General features: G+C 66.7%; 24 protein-coding genes and 1 pseudogene. 10 read left to right on the top strand and 15 right to left on the bottom strand.

The features are described from left to right. Positions 1–9 precede the first annotated feature (9 nt). From ACQPYR_RS07720 to ACQPYR_RS07755, 8 genes and pseudogenes are all read right to left on the bottom strand, one after another. Positions 10–177 carry a DUF3117 domain-containing protein gene (locus ACQPYR_RS07720; protein WP_011211259.1) on the bottom strand — a complete coding sequence of 56 codons (168 nt, stop codon included), beginning with the start codon at positions 175–177 and terminating at the stop codon, positions 10–12. Positions 178–357: 180 nt separating this feature from the next. Then, the gene (locus tag ACQPYR_RS07725; protein ID WP_433629313.1) at positions 358–939 is read right to left on the bottom strand and encodes a DNA-3-methyladenine glycosylase I; all 582 of its coding nucleotides are present in this window, start codon (positions 937–939) and stop codon (positions 358–360) included. A 1246-nt stretch (positions 940–2185) separates the two neighbouring features. After that, positions 2186–2465, bottom strand: a pseudogene (locus tag ACQPYR_RS07730) (DivIVA domain-containing protein); the annotation flags it as partial. A 148-nt stretch (positions 2466–2613) separates the two neighbouring features. Continuing rightward, a complete protein-coding gene (locus ACQPYR_RS07735) occupies positions 2614–3750 on the bottom strand; it encodes an Mrp/NBP35 family ATP-binding protein (RefSeq protein ID WP_433629315.1) in 1137 nt (378 codons plus the stop codon). 20 nt (positions 3751–3770) lie between these two features. Further along, positions 3771–4634, bottom strand: coding sequence for a lytic transglycosylase domain-containing protein (locus tag ACQPYR_RS07740; RefSeq protein ID WP_433629318.1), 864 nt, complete (start codon positions 4632–4634; stop codon positions 3771–3773). Positions 4635–4774: 140 nt separating this feature from the next. Continuing rightward, a complete protein-coding gene (locus tag ACQPYR_RS07745; protein ID WP_433629320.1) occupies positions 4775–6010 on the bottom strand; it encodes a lytic murein transglycosylase in 1236 nt (411 codons plus the stop codon). A gap of 358 nt (positions 6011–6368) precedes the next feature. Continuing rightward, positions 6369–6962 (bottom strand): DUF1003 domain-containing protein, encoded by a 594-nt coding sequence (locus ACQPYR_RS07750; RefSeq protein WP_433629323.1) that lies wholly within the window; start codon positions 6960–6962, stop codon positions 6369–6371. Further along, positions 6952–8259 carry a magnesium transporter MgtE N-terminal domain-containing protein gene (locus tag ACQPYR_RS07755; protein ID WP_433629326.1) on the bottom strand — a complete coding sequence of 436 codons (1308 nt, stop codon included), beginning with the start codon at positions 8257–8259 and terminating at the stop codon, positions 6952–6954. The genes ACQPYR_RS07750 and ACQPYR_RS07755 overlap by 11 nt, the downstream gene beginning before the upstream one ends. A 64-nt stretch (positions 8260–8323) precedes the next feature. Between ACQPYR_RS07755 and ACQPYR_RS07760 the strand changes: the two genes are divergently transcribed. Genes ACQPYR_RS07760 through ACQPYR_RS07770 form a run of 3 tightly spaced genes read left to right on the top strand, consistent with a single transcriptional unit; the run spans position 8324 to position 10370 of the window. After that, positions 8324–9280 (top strand): HpcH/HpaI aldolase/citrate lyase family protein, encoded by a 957-nt coding sequence (locus tag ACQPYR_RS07760; RefSeq protein WP_433629329.1) that lies wholly within the window; start codon positions 8324–8326, stop codon positions 9278–9280. A 12-nt stretch (positions 9281–9292) separates the two neighbouring features. After that, positions 9293–9784, top strand: a complete 492-nt coding sequence (locus tag ACQPYR_RS07765) for a general stress protein (protein ID WP_063047186.1) — start codon at positions 9293–9295, stop codon at positions 9782–9784. 4 nt (positions 9785–9788) lie between these two features. Continuing rightward, positions 9789–10370 carry a suppressor of fused domain protein gene (locus ACQPYR_RS07770; RefSeq protein ID WP_433629332.1) on the top strand — a complete coding sequence of 194 codons (582 nt, stop codon included), beginning with the start codon at positions 9789–9791 and terminating at the stop codon, positions 10368–10370. A 3-nt stretch (positions 10371–10373) separates the two neighbouring features. On the opposite strand, the gene ACQPYR_RS07775 is transcribed toward ACQPYR_RS07770, so the two are convergent. After that, complete coding sequence (locus tag ACQPYR_RS07775; protein ID WP_433629334.1) at positions 10374–11450, bottom strand: magnesium and cobalt transport protein CorA; 1077 nt, start codon at positions 11448–11450, stop codon at positions 10374–10376. Between the two features lie 62 nt (positions 11451–11512). Between ACQPYR_RS07775 and ACQPYR_RS07780 the strand changes: the two genes are divergently transcribed. From ACQPYR_RS07780 to ACQPYR_RS07795, 4 genes are all read left to right on the top strand, one after another. Next, the gene (locus ACQPYR_RS07780; protein ID WP_433635049.1) at positions 11513–12367 is read left to right on the top strand and encodes a PHP domain-containing protein; all 855 of its coding nucleotides are present in this window, start codon (positions 11513–11515) and stop codon (positions 12365–12367) included. 2 nt (positions 12368–12369) lie between these two features. Then, entirely contained in the window at positions 12370–12630 is a 261-nt protein-coding gene (locus ACQPYR_RS07785; RefSeq protein ID WP_433629337.1) for a hypothetical protein, read from the top strand. Between the two features lie 51 nt (positions 12631–12681). After that, positions 12682–14253 (top strand): FAD-binding protein, encoded by a 1572-nt coding sequence (locus tag ACQPYR_RS07790; RefSeq protein WP_433629339.1) that lies wholly within the window; start codon positions 12682–12684, stop codon positions 14251–14253. A 437-nt stretch (positions 14254–14690) separates the two neighbouring features. Beyond that, complete coding sequence (locus tag ACQPYR_RS07795; RefSeq protein ID WP_433629342.1) at positions 14691–15887, top strand: NAD(P)-dependent malic enzyme; 1197 nt, start codon at positions 14691–14693, stop codon at positions 15885–15887. Between the two features lie 66 nt (positions 15888–15953). Here the strand turns inward: ACQPYR_RS07795 and ACQPYR_RS07800 are convergent, their stop codons facing one another. Beyond that, on the bottom strand, positions 15954–16370 hold the full coding sequence (locus ACQPYR_RS07800) for a CBS domain-containing protein (RefSeq protein ID WP_433635050.1): 417 nt from the start codon (positions 16368–16370) through the stop codon (positions 15954–15956). Positions 16371–16521: 151 nt separating this feature from the next. Continuing rightward, positions 16522–16812: a hypothetical protein gene (locus ACQPYR_RS07805; protein ID WP_433629345.1), complete on the bottom strand. Its 291-nt coding sequence runs from the start codon at positions 16810–16812 to the stop codon at positions 16522–16524. Here ACQPYR_RS07805 and ACQPYR_RS07810 point away from each other — a divergent pair. Beyond that, positions 16793–17209, top strand: a complete 417-nt coding sequence (locus ACQPYR_RS07810; RefSeq protein ID WP_433629348.1) for a MarR family winged helix-turn-helix transcriptional regulator — start codon at positions 16793–16795, stop codon at positions 17207–17209. The two genes, ACQPYR_RS07805 and ACQPYR_RS07810, sit on opposite strands and share 20 nt — an antisense overlap. Before the next feature lie 3 nt (positions 17210–17212). Here the strand turns inward: ACQPYR_RS07810 and ACQPYR_RS07815 are convergent, their stop codons facing one another. From ACQPYR_RS07815 to ACQPYR_RS07830, 4 genes are read right to left on the bottom strand one after another with little or no spacing between them, the layout of a single operon-like run. Next, complete coding sequence (locus ACQPYR_RS07815) at positions 17213–17929, bottom strand: ABC transporter permease (protein ID WP_433629350.1); 717 nt, start codon at positions 17927–17929, stop codon at positions 17213–17215. Continuing rightward, positions 17926–18588: an ABC transporter permease gene (locus ACQPYR_RS07820; protein WP_433629353.1), complete on the bottom strand. Its 663-nt coding sequence runs from the start codon at positions 18586–18588 to the stop codon at positions 17926–17928. Before ACQPYR_RS07820 ends, ACQPYR_RS07815 begins: the two co-directional genes overlap by 4 nt. Beyond that, the gene (locus ACQPYR_RS07825; RefSeq protein ID WP_433629355.1) at positions 18585–19733 is read right to left on the bottom strand and encodes an ABC transporter ATP-binding protein; all 1149 of its coding nucleotides are present in this window, start codon (positions 19731–19733) and stop codon (positions 18585–18587) included. Before ACQPYR_RS07825 ends, ACQPYR_RS07820 begins: the two co-directional genes overlap by 4 nt. Before the next feature lie 8 nt (positions 19734–19741). After that, positions 19742–20689, bottom strand: coding sequence for an ABC transporter substrate-binding protein (locus ACQPYR_RS07830; protein WP_433635051.1), 948 nt, complete (start codon positions 20687–20689; stop codon positions 19742–19744). Between the two features lie 186 nt (positions 20690–20875). Here ACQPYR_RS07830 and ACQPYR_RS07835 point away from each other — a divergent pair, with 186 nt between their 5' ends. Both ACQPYR_RS07835 and ACQPYR_RS07840 read left to right on the top strand, forming a co-directional pair. Further along, positions 20876–21799 carry a glycine betaine ABC transporter substrate-binding protein gene (locus ACQPYR_RS07835; protein ID WP_433629358.1) on the top strand — a complete coding sequence of 308 codons (924 nt, stop codon included), beginning with the start codon at positions 20876–20878 and terminating at the stop codon, positions 21797–21799. Between the two features lie 218 nt (positions 21800–22017). After that, positions 22018–22710 carry a PadR family transcriptional regulator gene (locus tag ACQPYR_RS07840; protein ID WP_433629361.1) on the top strand — a complete coding sequence of 231 codons (693 nt, stop codon included), beginning with the start codon at positions 22018–22020 and terminating at the stop codon, positions 22708–22710. Positions 22711–22750: the final 40 nt, after the last annotated feature.

Raw genomic sequence — 22750 nt, forward strand, 5'->3', positions numbered from 1 at the left:
AGTGTGGGATTAGCTGGTGACACTCTTCAGTTCGTCACCGAGCGCTGCCGCTTCATCCGGCGTGAGCTCAACGACCAAACGCCCGCCACCCTCGAGTGGAACCCGCATCACGATTCCACGCCCTTCCTTGGTTGCCTCGAGGGGACCGTCCCCGGTGCGGGGCTTCATGGCCGCCATCCTCTGCTCCCTCCAGATCTGCGCGATATGCAGCGCACTTTCTTGGAACTCCAGTTGTCACCAACTAGTGAGCTCGCCGGCATTTGGCGAGCTACACCCGTCCCATTCTTCCCTATCGCCGGAGCGGACGGATACCTGAGTTCGAAATGTGACCGCTCGGCCGGTGTCGGACCGTCCTCCCTAGACCCAGCAATCGGCCAGGTGGTCGTCGACCATTCCGGTCGCCTGCATCAGCGCGTAGGCCGTCGTCGGGCCGACGAAGCGGAACCCGCGCCGCTTCAATTCTTTTGCCAGAGCTACGGATTCGGGGGTGGTCGCGGGCACCTCGGCAATCGCGCGCGGGCGCGGCCGGACGGCGGGTGCAAAGGACCAGATCAACTCGTCGAGTCCGATATCGAGGTCGGCGGCAACCCGGGCGTTGGCGATCGACGCTTCGATTTTGGCCCGATTGCGCACGATGCCGGAGTCGGCCAACAGCCGCGCCACATCCTCATCGCCGAACGCCGCCACCCGCTCGATCGCGAACCCGGCAAATGCGGTTCGGAAGGCCGGACGCTTGCGCAGAATGGTGATCCACGCCAGCCCCGATTGAAATGCCTCGAGGCACATGCGTTCGAACATGGCGTCATCGCCGTGCAGCGGTTTGCCCCATTCGTTGTCGTGATAGTCCCGATAAAGCTGGGAGCCCTCCGACCAAGGACAGCGGATCTTGCCGTCGGATTCGGTCGTGTCCTGTGCGGCCGCAGTGATTTCGGCGGTCATTTCTGATCCAGCCCGAATGGCGTGTGCTGCTGCACGCTCGGTGCCTGCTGCGCGGTTGGGCCATGCTGCACGCTCGGGGCCTGCTGCGAAGCCTGGACCTGTTGCGCCATTAGGCCGTGCAGTGCGGTTGGGGTCTGCTGCGTGCTCGGGGCTTGCTGCACGTTCGGTGCCTGCTGCGAAGCCTGGACCTGTTGCGCTGTTGGGTCGTGCTGTGTGGCTGGGGCCTGCTGGGTGGTCGAGATCTGCTGTGCGACTGGGACTTGCTGCGTGGTCGGGGTCTGTTGCGTGTTCGGGGTCTGCTGTGTGGTGGGGACATGCTGCATGTTCGGGGTCTGCTGCGAAGCCTGGACCTGTTGCGCTGTTGGGTCGTGCTGTGTGGGTGGGGCCTGCTGTGTGGGTGGGGCCTGCTGTGTGGTTGGGCCGTGCTGGGGGGTCGAGATCTGCTGTGTGGTGGGGACTTGCTGCGTGGTCGGGGTCTGTTGCGTGGTCGGGGTCTGCTGTGCGGTCGGGATTTGCTGCACGTTCGGGGGCTGCTGCACGCCTGGGAACTGCTGCGCGGTCGGAGCCTGCGAGGCGGCGACGGAGGGCTGCATGGTCGGCGGCTGGGCGATCGCCCCGTTCTGCGGCACAGTCGTGGTCTGCTGGACAGTCGGCAGCTGGAGCGAGGCGACCGATGGCTGTCCGAACGGTCCCTGGGTTGCTGTGCCGCTCGACGGGACGGGCATGATCTTCTCGGTAGACGGCAGGTGGGGCGGGGCGACTGATTGTCGGGCGATTGGTGCTCTGGGCGCTGTGCCGTTCGGCGGGACGGTCGGCGCTTGGGGCTGGCCGGTCGCGGCCGGCTGACCAATCGTGCCGTTCGGCTGGAGGGCCGTGGCTTGCTGAGCTGTCGGTGGTTGCGGCCGGGCGACCGATGGCTGTGCGATCGGTGCGTCGGGCGCTGTGCCGTTCGGCGGGGCGACCGACGGCTGTCCGATCGGTGCCTGGGTTGCTGCGCCGTTCGGCGGGGCGGGGGGCGTCTGCGGCGGAGCCGCAGGTGGCTGGACACTCGGTGCTTGCGGGGTGATCGAGCCATGCGGCGGGACAGTCGGTGTCCGGGGCTGGGCGGTCGGGGCCGGTGACTGAGCGGTCGGGGCCGGTGGTTGGGCGATCGTGCCGTTCGGTTGCGGGGTCGCCGCCTGGGGCTGCTGGTGCGGCGTGCTCGGTTGCGGCTGCTTCGGGAGCTGGACGCTCGGGGTTTGGGCGCCGCGCGCCTCGGCTAGTTGGAGCTGCAACTCGTCGATTCTGGCCGCGAGCCGGGTCAGCGCCCAGTCGACTTCACCGGCCTTATAGCCACGCACCACCTGCTGGAAGCGTAGGGCGCGTACATCCGCGCCGTTGATGCCTTCGGCAGGCAGCACGGTCGCCGTTGTTCCCTCGGGCAGCGGTCCGAGTTCCTCGGCTCGCCCGAAGACCGCACTGGCGAGCAGGAACAGCACCGCGGCGACCAAGCCGACGATCAGCACGTACAACAGCAGCGTGAGCATGTCCCCGAGCTTATTGGCCTACGCCGACACCTGACATCCGCCCGCCCGCGAAAATTGGACCTCGAATTGCGAGCGGCCATGTCATCGGCCCACCGAGCTGTGCGATCGCCCGAGTCGGCACGGCGCGCTGTAGCGACCCGGCCCGCGGCTACAGGTGGCGGGTCGTATCGATGCCGAGTGACATGCCCGCGAGTCCGCGGCGGCGCACTGCGAGTTTGTCGGCTACATCGAGCAGTGCCTTCGCAGCCGGATTCTCCGGATCGCGCAATACGATCGGGGTGCCCTCGTCGCCTGCCTCGCGCAACTCCTGCTCGATCGGAATCTGGCCCAGCAGTGGCACATTCGCTCCGACGGCTCGGGTGAGGCGGTCGGCGACGGATTGGCCGCCACCGGAACCGTAGAGGTCCATCCGGGTGCCGTCGGGCAGATCGAGCCAGGACATATTCTCGATGACACCCGCGATCCGCTGCCGGGTCTGCAGCGCGATCGCACCGGCGCGTTCGGCGACCTCGGCGGCCGCCGGCTGCGGGGTGGTGACGACCAGGATCTCCGCATTCGGGATCAGCTGCGCGATGGAGATCGCGACATCGCCGGTGCCGGGCGGGAGGTCGAGCAGCAGCACATCGAGATCGCCCCAGAACACATCGGCGAGGAACTGCTGCAGCGCCCGGTGCAGCATCGGACCGCGCCACACCACCGGCGTATTGCCCTGGGTGAACTGCGCGATGGAGATCAGCTTCACATTGTGCGATTGCGGCGGCATGATCATCCGCTCGACCTGAGTCGGTCGCGCGTCGGTACCGAGCATCCGCGGAATCGAGTGGCCGTAGATGTCCGCGTCGAGCACACCGACCGAGAGACCCCGCGCGGCCATCGCGGCCGCGAGATTGACCGTGACACTGGACTTTCCGACGCCGCCCTTACCGGAGGCCACCGCATAGACACGGGTGAGCGAACCGGGCTGGGCGAACGGGATGACCGGATCGGCGGAGTCGCCGCGCAACTGCTTGCGCAGATTGGTGCGCTGCTCATCGCTCATCACATCGAGGTCCACTGTGACCGCGCCGACGCCCGCGACGTCGGCCACCGCCTTGGTGACCCGCTGGGTGATCTCGGTGCGCAGCGGGCAGCCCGCCGTCGTCAGGTAGACCTCGATATGGACATTGCTATCTGCACCGATCTCGATGCTCTTCACCATGCCCAGTTCGGTGATCGGTTTGCGGATCTCCGGGTCGTCGACCTTCGCGAGGGCTCCCCGCACATCCGTTTCCGTTACCACTGGCATGGCATGAATTTTACGTTGTCTCAGATTCGCGGCAGGTCGCCGGGCTTAGGTGCGACGCCGGAGGCGTAGGACCCGGCCCACGCCATCACATTCGCGACATAGGCCATGGAGTTGTTGTAGCGCAGGATCGCCCGGGTCTGCTGGGTGAGATCGCGCATATTCAACCCGCCGTCGCACAGATACCTGCCCGCGGTCAGTGCCGCGTCGAACAGATTCTGCGGATCGGCGATGCCGTCGCCGTTACCGTCGGCGCCGTAGCGCTTCCAGGTCTCCGGCAGGAACTGCATCGGGCCGATGGCGCGGTCGTATCCGCTGAGTCCGTCCAGCGCGCCGCCGTCGGTGTCGTGAACGACGTGGTTGCCCGCGAGGCTGCCGTCGAGCACCGGACCGTAGACCGGTGTCAGCGGATTGCCGTCCGCGTCGGCCTTGCCGCCGAAGGCGTGCGTCGACTCGACCCGACCGATGCCGGCGAGCATAGACCACGGCATTCCGCAGACCGGATTCTCCGCGGCGAGTATGTTTTCGGCGTTTTGATAAGCCGCGACGGCCACGCCGGGAATGCCGAGCGGGCCGGGTGGCAGCGCGGCCGGTTGCCTACCATCGGACAGCGCAACGGTTTTCACGATCGGCGGCGCACTCGGTGCCTGCTTTGCCATTGCGTTCGCGACGAATTCGGTCGCCGCCGGTTCCGCGGCGACCGAAAGTCTGGCCGCCTGGTCGTCTTGATCGTCCCCCGGAATGTGTTGCAGGACAGACGATGCGGTCGGATCGCCGGTGCCTGCGGACGCGGCGACGGCCACGAGTCCAGCGGGGACCAATCCGGTCAATGCGATAACGGAGCTGCGCTTGATCGTCGCAGGCGACTGCTTTCGGTGACGCCCCACTGTGTGGTGACCCTCCAATTGACTCGATAACGAGCCCTTCGTGATGGACGAAGTAGAGGGTACCGCATTCGAGATCTTTTTGTTACTGCTTCGTTATCGGGTCTCGGTGTGGCGTCATCTGTTCGATATCAGGCCTGGTCTCAGCCTTGCGGGACCGGTGCCGGGCCGGGCAGCGGGATCACGATGCCGAACGGCAGCGTGATGCCCGGTGCGGGCGGCGGGGTGGCTGCTTCGGTCTGGGGCGGCTCCGGCGCTTCGGCCACGCCGGGCTCCGGCGTCTTCTCCGGGGTGTTCTGCTGCGTTTCGCCCGGCGATGGCGCGGGAGCCTGCGCATTGGGCGCGGGCTGGGCCGCACCGGGCTGGGGCGCATCCGGTTGGGCCGGAGTGCAATTGGCGGGTTGCTGTTGCGGCTGCTGCTTGTCCGGGCGCTGCTGGTCTTGCTGCTGAGGATCCTTCGGCTCGCCGTTTTCCGCGGCACCGTAGGTCTGCGCCGGTGCGATGGGCGACTGTGCCGGATCGCCGGGGGCGGGCAGCTGCGCCGGGGCCACCTGCTGTGGATCGCACGGCGGCTTGGGTACCGGGCGCGGGCAGAAGATGCCGCAGGGGATCGGTGGCAGACCGGGGATGGTGATCATCACCTCGGTCGGCGTCGGGATGGTCACGGTATTCGGCGGCAGTTCGGGCTTGGTGGTGGTGGTGGTCGGTGCCGTCGAGGATGCGGCCAACATGTCCGCGCCCGCCGTGATCGGCGCGGTACCGGGCGGAATGAGATCGGGGGAGATGTTCACTTGGCTCGGTGTGCCGCCGGTGCGATAGGCCGCCGACCAGCTCAGCACATTGGCGGCGTAGGCGAGCGAGTTGTTGTAGCGCAGCACCGCGCGCAGTTCCTGTTGCGGATCGCGCAGGTTCAGCCCGCCCGAGCACAGGTACTTGCCTGCGGCGAGCGAGGCGTCGAAGACGTTGTGCGGGTCGGCGATTCCGTCACCGTTGCCGTCGGCGGCGTACCGGCTCCAGGTGCCGGGCAGGAATTGCATCGGCCCGATGGCGCGCACCGCGCTGCCGTCGGCGGCCTTGATCACTTCGTTGCCCGGCAGCGTGCCGTCCAGCGCGGGTCCGAAGATCGGCGTCACGGTGGTGCCCGCGGCGTCGGTGCGTCCGCCGCCGGCGTGCATTGATTCGATCCGTCCGATCCCGGCCAGCAGGCTCCACGACAGACCGCAGCCGGGCATCGAGGATTCCAGCGCGAGTTCGGCATTGCGATAGGCCGCGAGCACGATTTCCGGGATCCCGAGCGCGCCGCCGGTCGCGGGCAGGGCGATGTCGTGCAACGGCACCGAACCCGCGAACAGCGGGGTGCCGTCAGCAAGCGGGGTCATTGCTCGAAGTTTGCGGGGAGCTTCCGGCGTTACCGGAAGGAGACCAACTGTCCGGGACAATGCGGGTTCGCTGGTGTCGCCGGATGTTCCTTCGGCGGTGGATGTGCCGGTCGACGCCGCGAGTAACGCCTCGGGCGCGGTATCGGGAGTGGTGGATTGCGTGGTGTTGGTACCCGAGCCTGTGGCCACAAGACCTGCGACGACCAGGGCCGAGACGGTTATCGGAGCAGAGATTCGCATTCGGCCACACCAATCCTCTACGTCGTGAGAGCGCCTGTCCGGGACATCCCCTGCCCGTCCGCTCGGGACAACGTCGTCCAGGTTACCCGTGGGTCACAACCTTGTAGAGCATTTCCTGTCAATCGTCAGCAACTGGCGGTGAAACCTGAACTGTGCCCGGCTTTCTGCCGGAACTTTTCATGCGATTGGCCTTCGAAGGCTTACCGGGGCTCGACTCGGAATCCAGTGACCGCGCGGCCTCGATCCGGTCCAGCACCTCGCGCATTTCCTCCAATTCCCTGCGCAAGTAGTCGCGCGTAGCAACCTCGCCGACTGCGATCCGCAGCGCCGCGAGTTCGCGGGCAAGGAATTCGGTATCGGCCTTGGTCTGGGCGGCCCTGGTGCGATCCTCCTCCAGCGAGACGCGGTCGCGGTTGTCTTGTCTGTTCTGCGCCAACAGGATCAGCGGCGCGGCATACGCGGCCTGGGTCGAGAACGCGAGATTGAGCAGGATGAACGGATACGGATCCCAGCGCAGCGCGATCACGAAGACGTTCAGCAGGATCCAGACGACCACCACAATCGTCTGGATCGCGAGATAGCGTCCGGTGCCGAGGAATCGGGCGACCCGCTCGCTGGAACGGGCCAGCGCCTCGGCGTCGTAGTCGAAGCGGAACCGCGATTCCACCGGCGTTTCCAGTCGCTGACGCGCCGGATTCTTCTCACTCGGCATCGGCTATCCCCTCGCGCCCCGCGACCGCGTCATGGGCCGTATCTTCTTGCTCGCGCCAATCTTCCGGTAGTAGATGATCGAGCACGTCGTCCACACTGACCGCGCCGAGCAGATGGTTCTCCTCGTCCACCACCGGACCGCAGACCAGGTTGTAGGTCGCGAAGTAGCGGGTCACCGCACCGAGCGGGGCATCGGGACGCAGCGGGGCCAGATCGGTATCGAGGATGCCGCCGACCAGGTGTGCCGGGGGTTCGCGCAACAGTCGCTGCAAATGCACCGAGCCGAGGAAGCGGCCGGTCGGCGTTGCGGTCGGCGGCCGCACCACGAACACCATGGTGGCCAGCGCGGGTGTCAGATCCGGATTGCGCACTCGGGCAAGCGCTTCGGCGACCGTGGTGGCCGGGGTCAGCACCACCGGTTTCGGTGTCATCAGACCACCCGCGGTATCGGGGGAGTGCTCGAGCAGCCTGCGGACGGGTTCGGACTCCTCCGGATCCATCAGCGCCAGCAGCGATTCCCGCTCACCCTTCGGCAGTTCGCCGAGCAGGTCGGCGGCGTCGTCGGGATCCATCGCCTCGAGCACGTCGGCGGCGCGGCGCACCTCGAGGTGGCCGAGCAGATCGACCTGGTCGTCGTCGGGGAGTTCCTGCACGACGTCGGCGAGTCGCTCGTCGTCGAGCGCGATCGCCACCTCGATGCGCCGCTTCTCGGGAAGTTCACGCAGCATGTGCGCGACATCGGCGGGACGCAGGCCTTCGAACTGCTCGAGCAACTGGGTGACGTCCTGGCCCGGCCTACCGATCTCGTACGGCGTCAGCCCGCTGACCTGCATCCAGTCCACCACGTGCACGGTCCGGCGGCGGCCGAGCCTGCGATGTCCGCGCACCGCGACCCTGGTGACCCGCCAGTCCCTGGTCCGGGTCTGTTCGATGCCCAGATCGACCACGAGCACATCGACATCGGCGAGATCCGGCAGATCCGGATCATCAACGCGCACCGAGGAATCCACGATCTGCGCGAGTGCCAGCATCTCGCCCGGACGCTGGGTGAAGCGGCGCAGGCTCACCGTGCCGGTATTGAGCGCGACGACACCGGGTTCGATCGTGGTCACCCGCAGCATCGGTACGAATATTCGGCGCCGGGACGGCAATTCGACAACCAGGCCGTGCACCCGGGGTTGCTGGCGGTCGTAGCGGACGGCCACGACGACGTCGCGGATGCGGCCGATAGACTCGCCGTCCGGGCCGAGTACCACCAGTCCGGCGAGCCTGGCGACGTACACCCTGGTTGCTGCCATGGCTGTCAGGTTAGAGGGTTCGCTGACCGGTACTCACACCATGCCACGATCGACGGGAGTGATCATGAAGCCGCGCCGCTCGGTGCTCGCCTGCCCCGGCAGCAGCAAGAAGATGATCGATAAGGCCAAGGGTTTGCCGGTCGACGAGGTATTTCTCGATCTGGAGGATGCGGTCGCCCCCGCCGCCAAGGCCGAGGCCCGCGCGAATATCGTGGCCGCGTTGAACGACCGCGGCTGGGGCGATCAACTGCGGGTGGTCCGGGTCAACGATTGGACCACCGAGTGGACCTACGCCGATGTGATCACCGTGGTCGAGGGCGCGGGCGCCGCGCTGGACGCGATTTTGCTGCCGAAAGTGACCGATGCCGGTCAGGTGCGGGCACTGGACCTGCTGCTCACGCAATTGGAGAAGGCCAGCGGGCTCGAGGTCGGGCGGATCGGTATCGAACCGCAGATCGAGAACGCCATGGGGCTGCGCAACATAGACGAGATCGCCACTGCGAGCCCGCGGGTGCAGACCCTCGTTTTCGGCCCGGCCGACTTCATGGCCAGTATCAATATGCGCACCCTGGTGGTCGGTGAACAGCCCGAGGGTTATGACACCGGCGATGCCTACCACCACATTCTGATGACCATCCTGCTCGCCGCTCGCGCACACGGGCTGCAGGCAATCGACGGCCCCTACCTGCAAATTCGGGATATCGATGGATTCCGCAGGGCGGCCGGGCGCACCGCGGCACTCGGTTTCGACGGTAAATGGGTATTGCATCCCGGACAGATCGAGGCCGCGAACGAGATCTTCAGTCCGCGCCAGGCCGATTACGATCGCGCCGAGCTGATTCTGGATGCCTACGCCTTCCACACCTCGGAAAAAGGCGGTGCGCGCGGAGCGGTAATGCTGGGCGACGAAATGATCGATGAGGCCAGCGCGAAGATGGCTCAGGTAATCGCTGACAAGGGCCGAGCTGCGGGGATGACGAGGACCACGCGTTTCACACCCCCGAACTCCGGTTCGGAATAGCAGAATAGAGATATGACGAATCCCTTGGGGAACTCGAATCGCGGTCGCCAGGGCCTGCCGACGCCGCCTTCGGGCTGGCCGGTCGGCTCGTATCCGACCTATGCCGAGGCACAGAAGGCGGTCGACTTCCTGGCCGACAACGAGTTCCCTGTGCAAGACGTGACCATCGTCGGCGTGGACCTGATGCAGGTCGAACGCGTGCTGTACCGACTGACCTGGGGCAAGGTGATCGGCGGTGGAGTGGTTTCGGGCGCCTGGCTCGGCCTGTTCCTCGGCCTGCTGTTGAGCTTGTTCACCACCAGCGGCGGTTTCGCGCCGGTGCTGGTCGGCTTGGTCGGCGGCATCATCTTCGGCGTCATCTCCACCTCGATCCCCTACGCGGCGACCAGGGGACAGCGCGATTTCGCCTCCACCATGCAGTTGGTGGCGGGCCGCTATGACGTACTGTGTGACCCGAAGTCGGCCGAGCAGGCTCGGGACATGCTGGCGCGGTTGGCGATCTGAGCGCATGGAAGTTGTAGACAAGGTCCGCACCGAGGTGCTGGATCACTTCGGTGCCGCCTCGACGGGCGTCGACTCCGCGTCGGTGACCTTCCTCGGTCTGGAGCCCATCGAGATTCTGCGCATTCCCGGCGACGAGCTGGTGCACTACGTGACCCTCGGCGGATCACGTCATCCCATGGGCGATCCCGGTGACCTGCACGCCGATCCGGTGCGCGGGCCGCGGGCCGAATTGGTGCTGACGCTGCGTGCGGGGGTCGGTCCGAGTTCCGGACTTGCCCGCACCCTCGGCGTGCTCGTCGCGGCGCCCGCCGTGGAAGGTGTTGTGCTGCAAGCCGATGCGCTGCTCGATCTGGGCGAGCCGATGTGGCGCGATGCGCCGTTCACCGCGGTGTTGTTGGGGGACAGCGATATTCCCGAGGTCGCGCTGCCCGAACCCGCCGAACCGGTGCGGTATTTCGCGGTGGTTCCGGTGACCGCGACCGAGGCGGCATGGGTGCGGGTGCGCGGGGCACAGGCGTTGCGTGACGCGTGGGCCGAGGCCGGGATCGATGTGCACGATCCGGCGAGAGGCGCTGCGTCGCTGTAGTTCTCAGAGCCAGTTGTTGCGGTGGAAATTGACGTAGAGCCCGGCGCAGATCGCGAGCGTGAGCACGATGACGATCCAGAAGCCCCAGGTTGCCTCCAGCCCCGGCATATGCGTGAAATTCATCCCGTAGATGCCGGCGATCATCGTCGGCACCGCCGCGATCGCGACCCACGCGGAGATCTTGCGCATGTCGGTATTCTGCTGGACACCGACCTTGGCGAGCGCCGCGGTGATCAGTGCGCTGAGTGCCTCGTCGAAATCGTTGATCCGCTCGGCCACCGCGGTGTGGTGGTCGGCGACATCGCGTAGATAACGCCGAATCTCTTTGGGCAACGGCATTGTGGTGTTGCGGCCGAGTGCCTCGAGCGCGGTGCCGAGCGGATTCACCGCGCGACGCAGCTCCACGACCTCTCGCTTGAGCTGGTAGATCGATTCGATGGTCACCGTGCTACGCGGGGTGAAGACCTCTTCCTCCATCTCGTCGATATCGTTCTCGACCGACTGCGCCACCGCCACATAGGAATCCACAACATGGTCGGCGACCGCGTGCAGCACCGCACCGGGACCGAGCATGAGCTGTTCGGGGTGATCCTCCAATTCCTTTCGGACACCGGCGAGTCCGGTGTGCTCGCCGCGCCGAACGGTCACCGTGAAATTGGGTCCGGTGAAGACCATGATGTCGCCGGTCTCGACGATCTCACTGACCGAATGGATTTCGTGTGGGACGTAGCTGACCGTGCGCAGGACGAGGAACAGAGTGTCGTCGTAGCGTTCCAACTTCGGCCGCTGATGACCATGGACGACATCCTCGACGGCCAACGGATGCAGGTCGAAGACCTTCGCGATATCGGCCGTCTGGTACTCGTCCGGCTCGTGCAGTCCGACCCAAACGAATCCGGTTCCCCGGTTGCTGACCTCGGCCATCGCGTCCGCGTGGCTGAAGTGGCCGGGCAGCCGCCTGCCGTCGACGTACACGGCACAGTCGACCACCGCACGTGCGGTGGGAACCGGGATATGGGGCACTCGGGTACGTACTCGGCCCTGGCCGCGGAACGACGGTAGCGGCGGAATAGATGGCACGGGTTGATGCTACGTCGCGTGCGCGTGCGTGCGCCGGGTGAGCGCACGGTATGAAAGAAGGCGTGCGCATCGACCTGCATACCCATTCGACCGCGTCCGACGGTACCGACACCCCGGCCGAACTCGTCCGTAACGCGGCCGCGGCCGGCCTGGACGTGGTCGCCGTCACCGACCACGACACCACCGCCGGGTGGGCCGAGGCGGTCGACGCGCTACCGAAGGGATTGACGCTGGTGCGCGGCATGGAGATGTCGTGTATCGGGCTCGGTGAGGACGGGTGGCCGGTCCCGGTGCACCTGTTGGCTTACCTGTTCGACCCGACCGACCGGTGTTTCGCCGACGAGCGGGAACGCTTGCGCGCCGAACGCGTCGAGCGGTTGCGCGCGATGGCCGAGCGCATGCGCGACGACGGACTACCCATCGATCCGGATGCGGTCCTGGCCTCGGCCGGACCGTCGGCGGGGCGTCCGCATCTGGCGCGCGCGCTCGTCGTGGCCGGTGTGGTGCCGACTGTGGACGCGGCCTTCACCGAATTGCTGGCCCCGCACGGCCCCTACTACGCGGAGAAGGCGGATACACCGCTGCGCCGGGCCGTCGAGATGATCGCGACCGCGGGTGGGGTCAGTGTGCTCGCGCACACCCGCGCGCGTAAGCGTGGACGGCTGCTGGCGATCGACGATATCCGCGAGCTGGCCACGATCGGACTCGGCGGGCTCGAGATCGATCACCCGGACCATTCCGCGGCCGATCGCGCGCTGCTGACGGAGTTGTCCGCCGAACTCGGTCTCATCACCACCGGTTCGTCGGACTATCACGGTTCCAACAAAACCATCCGGCTAGGTGAATTCACCACCGACCCCGCGCAATTCGAGGAACTCGCGGGCAAAGCGACGGGCGTGCCGGTGATCGCCTCGTGAGAGTGCTGCGCGGACTCAGCGGAATCGTCGCCGGTGGGATGTTCGTGCTGGCCCTCGTCGTTATCGGGACTGCGGTAATAGCTGCTCGGCGCGGCTTTCCCGGACCCGGCGGCGAATCGGTGACGTGGCATGTCGCCACCTCGGCGGTCGGGCTCGGCGCACAAATTTTTTCAGATCGTCATCGGGGTTTGGCAGCTTTTTCCGGATCGGTGGTCGTTTTTATTGTCGCCGGGATATTGCTGTGGACGCAGTGGTGGAGCTGATAAATCGGGAATGGTTGCGGTCGCGTGAATTGTGGCCGAACATTTCTCTTTGTGACGGAATTCGAGACGGATGTGCTCGTGCTCGGCGGCGGTCCCGCCGGGACCTGGGCCGCCATCTCCGCCGCCACCGCGGGCGCTCGGGTGACGCTCGTCGACAAGAGCCGCTGCGGCGCGAGCGGGCCGACCGCCGCCGGGACGACCTCACTGTGGAATATCCCGTCGGGGACCGCGCGAGACGAGGCGGTGCGGCGCGCATACGCGCACGGCGGCGGACTCGCCGAACCGGAATGGATGCTGCGCGTACTCGACGAAACGCATCGGCGGGTCGAACAGCTCGTGGCGTGGGGTTATCGGTTTCCTGGTGAGGGCAACGGCGCAACGCCATTGCGCGTATGCCTCGACGGCGCAAGCTATCTGCGTCGGATGCGCCGCGGCCTGCTCGAAGCCGGAGTCCGAATTCTCGATCACCATCCCGCCCTGCAACTGCTCGTCGATTGCGACGGCGCGGTCGCCGGTGCGGTTGGTGTGCAGCGCCACAACGGCTTTCGGACTTGGACCGGCCGAGCCGGGGCGGTCGTCGTCGCCACCGGCGGCTGCGCCTTCCTCTCCGGCGGCGCAGGCACCGATGTGGATACCGGCGATGGACTGCTGCTGGCCGCCGAGGCGGGCGCGCAACTGTCCGGCATGGAATTCTCCAGTGCCTACGGTCTGGTGCCGCATGTGCCCGCGCCCCGCGACACCGCCTTCGCTCCCGGGCTGGCACTGCATTTCGCGACGCTCTACGACGAATCCGGTGCGGAGATCACCGGACATCGCTCGGCGGCATTCACCGCGATCGCGGATGGCCGCCGGATCTACGCGGCCCTGGATGATGTGCCCTACCCGGTCCGGCGCTGGCTCTCCAGACAGGGGCTGGTCGACCACACCCGCCGGGTACCGCTGCGCGCGGTGCTGGAGGGGACGGTCCGCGGGACCGGCGGGTTGTGCATAGGCGGGACCGACTGCGCGACCACGGTGGCCGGCCTCTATGGTGCGGGCGATGTGATGACGCGCGAGCCGATCACCGGCGCGGTCAGCGGCTTCGGCGGTCAGGGCGGAGCATGGGCCATCGCCTCGGGTGTGTGGGCCGGAAAAGGGGCCGCGCGCTACGCACGTGGGCGCGGCGTGCCGGGTCCGGTACGTGAGGTGGCCGGTGCGGGACTGAATCCGGTGGCCCGCATCGATCCGCGCGCGGTGGTCGGGTTGGTGCAGGAGCACACGCTGCCATTGCGGCGCAGCTACTGGCGCAGCGCCGGAAGTCTGCGCGACAGCATCGGCGAGCTCGACGCCATGTGGCCGGGCGCCGACTTCGATCTCGGCGGGTTCGGCGTGCACCGGTTGCGGGCCAGGCAGGCGGCGGCGCTGCTGGCGGTGGCACGCTGGACCAAATACAGTGCGCTCGCGCGCACGGAGAGTCGCGGGATGCACCGGCGCACCGATCATCCAGGCGCGGCGGCGGATTGGCGGGTGCGGCTGACCTCCGGCGGACTCGAGGCGGTGTGGGTGCGCCCCGGAGTTGCCGATATGATGCCCGAGCCTCCGGGCCGGCCGGAGCTCACCGCGGCCGATCCGTTCCCGTTGTGACAGCTCACCGGATACCGCTGCCGAACTGCGAGTTTCTGCTTACCCCCTGGTAATTCCCGCGACCTACCCTCGAAAGATGACGCTCGACCGGGACACGACACGCCGGTTTGGCAATGCGTCCTCCGGCTGGCAGAATGTTGCGGATTCCCGCCTACGCCACCGCCGGGTTCGGGAACAACGGCGATCATCGCCTCGCGACGCACCGTCGCGACCCGAGGATCCCCCCGCACGTTTCGTACGGACACACCCGTCCGACCTTCGCTCTGCGGATCAGTGCCGCGCCACGTTTCGGTAGTAGATCGTCGCATTTCCGATGCTCTCGGCTCGACCCGAAATGTCCCGGTCAGCGCACTCGATGAGCCTGTGAAACAGCTAACACCCGAGTACCCGGCGGTAACCGTCCCCCCGGCTTGTCCGACCCGATCAGGAGTGAAATCGTGTCATCTGTGACTGACGCAGCGAATGCCACCGCAAGCCTTTCCGAAATCACCCAGGAAGAAATTTTCGCGGGCCACCTAGGCGGCAAACTGTCGGTCGAACTCGCCGCGCCGCTGGACACCCAGCGCGACCTTTCCATCGCCTACACCCCGGGTGTCGCGAAGGTCAGCTTGGCCATCGCGGAAGACGAGGCGCTGTGCAAGCGCTACACCTGGACCGACCGGCTCGTCGTGGTGGTCAGTGACGGCACCGCGGTGCTCGGTCTGGGTGACATCGGTCCGCGTGGCTCGCTGCCCGTGATGGAGGGCAAGGCGGCGCTGTTCAAGAAGTTCGCCGGACTGAACTCGATCCCGATCGTCCTGGACACCAAGGACGTCGACGAGATCGTGGAGACCATCATCCGGCTGCGCCCGAGCTTCGGCGCGGTGAACCTGGAGGACATCTCGGCGCCGCGTTGCTTCGAGATCGAGCAGCGGCTCATCGAGGCCCTTGACTGCCCCGTCATGCACGACGACCAGCACGGCACCGCCATCGTGGTGCTCGCCGCCCTCAATGGCGCGGCCAAGGTGCAGGGTCGTGCCATCGAAGGCATGAAGGTCGTGGTGTCCGGCGCGGGCGCCGCCGGTGTCGCATGCACGAACATCCTGCTCGCCGCGGGTGTCAAGGACGTGACCGTGCTCGATTCCAGGGGCATCGTGAACCGCGAGCGCGGCGACCTCAACGAGGTGAAGGCCGAGCTGGCGCAGCGCACCAACCCGCGCGGTCTCGCCGGTGGCGCGGCCGAGGCGCTGGACGGCGCCGATGTGTTCCTCGGACTCTCCGCGGGCACCATCGCCGAGGAGCTGATCGCCTCGATGGCGCCGGAGTCGATCGTGTTCGCCATGTCGAACCCGAATCCGGAGATCCACCCCGATGTCGCGCACAAGTACGCCGCGATCGTGGCCACCGGGCGCAGCGACTTCCCGAACCAGATCAACAATGTCCTCGCGTTCCCCGGCGTCTTCAAGGGCGCGCTGGACGCGGGCGCGCGCCGCATCACCGAGGGTATGAAGATCGCGGCCGCCGACGCCATCCTCAGCGTGGTCGCCGATGAGATCGCCCCGGACAAGATCGTGCCGAGCCCGCTCGACCCGCGCGTCGCCCCGGCCGTTGCCGAGGCGGTGGCCGCCGCCGCCCGTGCGGAGGGCGTCGCCTGATTTCGACCCGGAAATACGGGGCTGCTCACTCGGGTGAGCAGCCCCGTATTGCGTTGTGCGGGTTGATCAGTGCGGAACGAAGACGGCCGAGACGAATTCTGCGATTTCGGCGTCGCTGAGGTTCTTGGCGATATCGGATTCGCAGATCATGCCGACGAGTCGCTTCTTGTTGTCGATCACCGGCAGCCGTTTGATCCGATCATGCTCCATCATGTCCAGCACCTCGCGGACGTCGGCATCGGCGGATATCCAGCGCGGGGTGCCCTCGGCCAGATCCCCGGCCCGCACCTTGCTCGGATCATGGCCCATCGCAATGCATTTCACGACGATGTCGCGATCGGTGAGCATGCCGATGAGCCGGTCGTCGTTGCCGATCGGCAGCGCGCCGATATCCAGCCTGCGCATCATCTGCGCGGCCCGATCCAGCGTTTCGTCGGCGGGGATCCACTCCGCGTTTTCGTGCATGATGTCGCGCGCCTTCATAGAGCGACTGTTCACGGTACGCCTCCTGGTCTCGGATGAGTGATCCCGCAGAATTCGGCTCCGCGATCCTGCGTCGAGCATCCGCGAAGCAAACTACTGCGGCCACGTCACATCGTGACCCATGTCACATCATTGGTCAATGCCGGGGCGGTCAGCGCAGGCGAGCGGTCATCGCTGCCACGCCGTCGCCCGCCAGCAGGTCCATTGCCGCTGCGCGGCCGGTGACCAGGAGTAACAGTGCGGTGATCGGGCCGCGGATCTCCGGTCCGCTGCCGTGGATCCAGTCGACGTCGGATGCGACCAGGCGGATGCCGTCAAGGCGGTGTTTATCCCATACCGGCCATCCGATGGTTACCGCATGGGCGGCCGCGGCGGCCGCGGCGGCTGGTTCGATCTCGATCGTGCGATCGAGCGGAATTGCGATGGGCCTGCTGATGTTCATTGCCCACCGATCGATGGAGGACCGGATCTTCGCCGACCTCGCCGAGTCCGGATACGACGACATCACCGTCGCCCAGGGGCGGCTCGCGGCGCGCATCGGTCCCGATGGCAGCCGCCTGACCGAATTGGCCGAGCAGGCCCAGGTCACCAAGCAAACCGCCGGATTCCTGGTCGATCAGCTCGAACGCGCCGGCTATGTGCAGCGCGTGCCGGACCCGAGCGACGGTCGGGCACGGTTGGTCGTGCTGTCCGAACGCGGGGCGAAGATGGCGGCGTACGCGAACTCCGTCGCCGATCGGATCGAGGCCGAGTGGGCGACGCACCTCGGTGCGCAGCGCATGCGGCAGCTGCGCGAGACGATGGCCCGGCTGCGCGAGATCACCGATCCCTATGCCTGAACTCTATTCCGCGGTCTGCAGGATTCCGGCAGGTGTCACGGGCAGCTGAGAGGTACGACGCAGGCGACCCGTGCCGGGCGCGCTGGCCCAGACCGCGAAAGCCAGCAGGCCGTCCATGACCATGGCCAGGACCGCGACCAGCAGGGCTCCCACGAGGACCCGGTCGTAGCGGTAGACGGCGATGCCGTCGAAGATGTAGCGGCCCAGACCGCCCAGGTTGACGAAGGCGGCGATGGTGGCGGTGGCGATGACCTGCAGGGTGGCCCCGCGCAGGCCGGTGAGCAGGATCGGCAGCGCGTTGGGGACCTCGACGCGGAACAGGATCTGGCGCTCGGTCATGCCCATGGCGCGTGAGGCGTCCACGACATCGGCCGCGACATTGGCGATTCCGGCGTAGGCGCCGGCCAGCAGCGGCGGAATGCCGACCGTGACGAGTGCGAGCAGCGGCGGAATCAGGCCGAGTCCGAGGCCGAGCACCAGGAAGGTCAGCAGGCCGAGGGTGGGCAGCGCGCGCATGGCATTGGCGAATCCGACCAGCAGCGCGGAACCGCGACGGGTGTGCCCGATCACCAGCCCGAGGGGGAGCGCGACGGCCGCGGAGACGACGACGGTCAGGAAGCTGTACCAGAGGTGCTCGGCGATGCGGTGTTGGATACCCGCCGGGCCGCTCCAGTTCGCGCCGTCGGTGAAGTAGTGCCAGGCATCGATGAAAAGGTTCATGCCGCAGCGCCTTTCGCCGTCCTGGTGTCCGCGCGTGTCCACGGCGTCGCCCAGCGCCCGATGACGTACACCAGGCGGTCGAAGATCAAGGCCAGCGCCAGTGTCACGATGATGCCCGCGATGATCTCGTCCGGGTAGTCGCGCTGATAGCCCTGGGTGAAGAGTTTGCCGAGCCCGCCGACACCGATCAGCGCGCCGACCGAAACCATGGCGATATTGGTGACCACCACAACGCGCAGGCTGGAGACGAAAACCGGTATGGCCAAAGGCATATCGACGGTCACGGTGCGCCGCAGCGAACTGAAGCCGACGGCGTCGGCGGCGTCGATGACGGTGGGCGACACCGAATCCAGCGCCGTCGGCACCGCGATCACCAGCAGTGCCGTCGAATACACGGTGAGCGCGATGATCACATTCAGCGGATCGATGGTCGAAATCCCGGCCAGCGGCGGAATGATCACGAACAGGGCCAGTGACGGAATGGTGTACGACAGGCTGGCCGCCGTCACCGTGACGCGCCGCAGCCAGGAGATCCGGCGCACCGACGCGCCCACCGGAATCGCGATGATCAGCCCGAGCAGTAGCGGCACCAACGCGAGATACAGATGGGTCTTGGTGAAACCCATGATCTCGGAGAAGTTGTCGATCAGATACTTCATGCGTTTTCGGTTTCGAAGAAATGCCGATTGCGCTCGTCGTCCTCCATCGTGCGCTGCCCGGCGAGCTGATCGAGTACCTCCGGAGCCCGGATGCCACCGCGAGCTGCGCCGGAATCGTCAACGGCGACACCGATTCCCGACGGTGAGGAGATCGCCGCGTCCAGCGCCTGCCGGAGGTCGCCGTCCGGCGGGAAGAGCGAGCCACCCGCGGCGATGCTGTCGTGCAATGCCCGCCCGGCCCGAAGGCTCTCTACGCCGGTGACATCGATCCACCCGCGCGGAACGCCGGAATCAGTGACCACCAATACCCATTCGCCGCGGTCCAGCCGCAATTCGGCGAGTTCGGGTTCGGTCGCGGTGTGAATCGCGTGCAGTGTCAGGCTATCCCCACTGCGGAACGACAGTGCGCGATAACCGCGATCACGTCCGACGAATCCCGCCACGAAATCTGTTGCGGGCGCGGCGAGTACGCGCTGTGGTTCGTCGTACTGCTGGAGGACGCCGCCCGGTCCGAACACCGCGATCCGGTCGCCGAGTTTCACCGCCTCATCGATGTCGTGGGTGACGAAGACGATGGTTTTGCGCAATTCCGCTTGCAGCCGCAGCATTTCGGCCTGCAACTCCTCGCGCACCACCGGATCGACCGCGCTGAACGGTTCGTCCATCAAAAGCACCGGCGGATCCGCGGCCAGCGCCCTGGCCACCCCGACCCGCTGCTGCTGTCCGCCGGAGAGCTGGGCCGGATACCGGTTGGCCAGCGATCGGTCCAACCCGACCCGGTCCAGCACCTCGAGTGCCGCCGCGCGGGCCGCGCGGCGCCGAACTCCTTGCAGCACAGGCACGGTCGCGACATTGTCGATGACAGTGCGGTGCGGCAGGAGTCCGGCGCTCTGGATCACGTATCCGATACCGAGCCGCAGCTCGACCGGATTCACCGTCGAAATATCCGCGCCGCCAACGGTGATGGTGCCCGAACTGGGTGTGATCATCCGGTTGATCATGCGCATCGAGGTGGTCTTGCCGCAGCCCGACGGTCCGACGAAGACGGTGAACGAACCGGATTCGATGCGTAGATCGAGTTCGGAGACGGCGTGCGTACCGTCCGGATAGGTCTTGCTGATACGGCTGAATTCGATATCGGACATGCTGGCTCCTACCCGGTGGGCTTGTTCAGCCCTTGGGCGGCGACCCATTGTTGTGCTGCGGCCTTGGGTTCGGTCTTGCTGCTACCGGAGACCGCCTCGTTGAGCTTCAGCAGTTCGTCGGTGGTGAGTTTCGCGGAGACCGCGTTGAGCGCGGCGAGCGCCTTATCGGTCTTCTTGGCGGAGTTGAACAGCGGCACGACATTCTGGGCGGGGAAGTTGTGCTTCGGATCCTCCAGGACCACCAGGTTGTTCTGCGCGATCGCCGGGGAGGTGGTGAAGATATTGGCCGCGGTCACCGTGCCCTCGACCAACGCGCGCACCGTCGCGGGTCCGCCGCCGTCGGCGATCGGCACGAAATTGTTCGCCGCGATATCCAGGTTGTAGTTCTTCTTCAGACCGGGCAGACCGCCTGCGCGCTCCTGGAATTCGGCGGGCGCACCGAATTTCACCTCGGCCGAATGTGCGGCCAGATCGGCGATGCTGTGCAGGTTCCAGCGCTCGGCGGTGGCCTTGGTGACCACGACCGCGTCCGAGTCCTGGCCCGGGGCCGGTGTGCCGACGGCGAGATCGGAACCCGAACCCGTGGAACCCAGCGCTTTGGTGAGGGCGGCGTCGATATCGGCTGAGCTGGCCGCGGTGGCGTTCTTGTCCAGGTACTGCAGCAGGTTGCCGTTGTACTCCGGAATCACCGAGATCGCGCACTGGCGCAGTGCCGGGATATACGCTTCGCGGCTACCGATATTGAGTTTGGTGTCGACATTGAATCCGTTGGCGCGCAACGCTTCCGCGTAGATATTCGCGACCGTTTCCGATTCCGGGAAGTTCGCCGAGCCGACGGTCAGCCCGTCGCCCTCGCAATTGCCCTTGGCCGCAAGCGGATCGGAGTTGCCACAGGCGGACAGGATCATGGCGGCGGCCAATGCCGCGGCAGCAACGAGAATGCGGGCGGCGCGCAGCGTCAGCCGCAGCGCGAACCGCCCGTGCCGCGCGGCATCGGGGTTGATCGTGGTTTTCACTGGAGTCCTTCCGGCATGACGGGCGGTGCGAGAAGCCGTGCTCGCACGGCCACCCGGTACATTCTGGTTGTTCATACTGCCCGCTGCACGCAGTTCCTGTTCACTACCGAAGGTTGGTGTCGCCGGATGGGGTTGGCCGCGTCGAGGCGGATGCTGGCACGGTTCGTGGTCGTCACGGCCGTCGGGCTGGCTGTTTCCTGCGGAAGCGACGATTCGGGCCCGACGATAGCGGTCGGCGCGGGCGATTCGATGGAATCAAATCTGCTTGCGCAAATTTATGCGGGCGCGTTGGCGCGGACCGGTGCGCGCACCTCGGTCACCGCCGATCTCGGTAATCGGGCGGACTATCTGGCCGCGCTGGATGCGGGCATGGTGACGGTGGTCGGCGAACACAGCGGCGAACTCCTCACCTTTCTGAATGCCGATGCGCAGGCGCGCAAGCCCGAGGTGACGACCGAGGTGGCGGACAAGTCCGCACCGGTTCGGCTGTCGGTGACCGAGGAGTTGAACCGGTCGCTGCCGGAAGGGCTGGCGGTCTCCGATCCGGCCGACGGCACGGATATGCGAGCGCGGGTGCTGCTGACCGAAGCGACGGGCAAGGACGTGCGGTCGATCGGCGCGCTCGCACCGCGGTGTGGCGAAATCCAGGCCGGGGTGGCACCGGTGCCCGGCGTGCTGCGAGCAGCTGCGCCCGTGCGGATTGCCGGTTGCGACTTCGCCGGCACCAGGCCCTATCCGGACGCGACCGCGCTGCGAACGGCCTTGCTGGACGGCGAAATCCAGGCCGGAATCCTGACCGGCCCGCCCGCGCTGGCCCCCGGTGCGACGGATGGGCTGACGGTCCTCGCCGACAACGACTACGCGGTGCGAGCCGAGAATGTGCTCGCGGTCTACCGCAAGGGTCTGCTCGATGATCGGCAGATCAAGAAGCTGAACTACGTCGCGGGTGAGCTCACGACCGACGAGTTGGCGGCGATGATCCGCAAGGTCGGCGAAGGTGCCGCTGCCGCGGAGGTGGCGCGCACCTGGTTGGACAACCACGCGCTCTAGCGAATCCCCTGGTCACGACGGCCCGAACGGGTGCGCTCGGGCCGTTTTGCTATGTCGCCGATCACATTTCCGTTCGATACTGCGGTCTTGTGGGCGGACTGTTCCACGCCGTATATTCCACGTGGAGTATTTGATGCGGAGTATGTCGGTGGCCCTGGCTATCGTGCTCCGGGAATTCGATCTCGCATCCGCGAGTGTTGTGCAGGAGGTGACCGAAAATGGGGCAGCACGCGCGTCCGTCGGTGACGCCATTGGCGATCGCCGTGCTCGCGCTGCTCGACGAGCGGCCCATGCATCCTTACGAGGCGTATCAACTGCTGATCGCCCGTCGGGAGGACATCTTGGTGAAGGTGCGTCCGGGCTCGCTCTATCACACGGTGACACGGTTGGCCGACCAAGGAATGGTCCAGGCCGAGGGCGTCGATCGGGAAGGGAATCGGCCGGAGCGCACTACCTACCGGATCACCGAAAGCGGCCGGAAGACGTTGCGTTCCCGAGTGGCCGAGATCCTGCGCAATCCCGGGCGGGAATATCCGGTGTTCCCGGTCGCGCTCGCGGAGGCGCACAACTTGCCCGCGCCGGAGGTGGTCTCGCTACTGCGGGAGCGGGTCGAGCGATTGGCGCAGGACCTCGCCGACGTCGACATGATGAGCCAATGGGCTGGGTTGCACGCCGTACCGCGGCGCTACTGGATCGTGCTCCCGTACCTGCGTGCCACCATCGCCGCCGAGATCGCGTGGGTCGACAGCCTGATCTCCGAACTGGACAGCGGCGAGCTGGAATGGGACGAGTTCGATCCCGCGACCGGAGTCCGCACAACCGAACATCAGCACCCCTGGTCCGCCCAGCAACATTCCGAACCACCCCCGGTGCCGCGCCGCTGGAACGAGACCAGCGCGTCATCGCCCTGATGTGTACCGGTGTGCGCACGCCCTCCGGAACAGACATCCG

The organism is Nocardia sp. CA-120079 (assembly GCF_050955745.1).
GTDB lineage: Bacteria > Actinomycetota > Actinomycetes > Mycobacteriales > Mycobacteriaceae > Nocardia.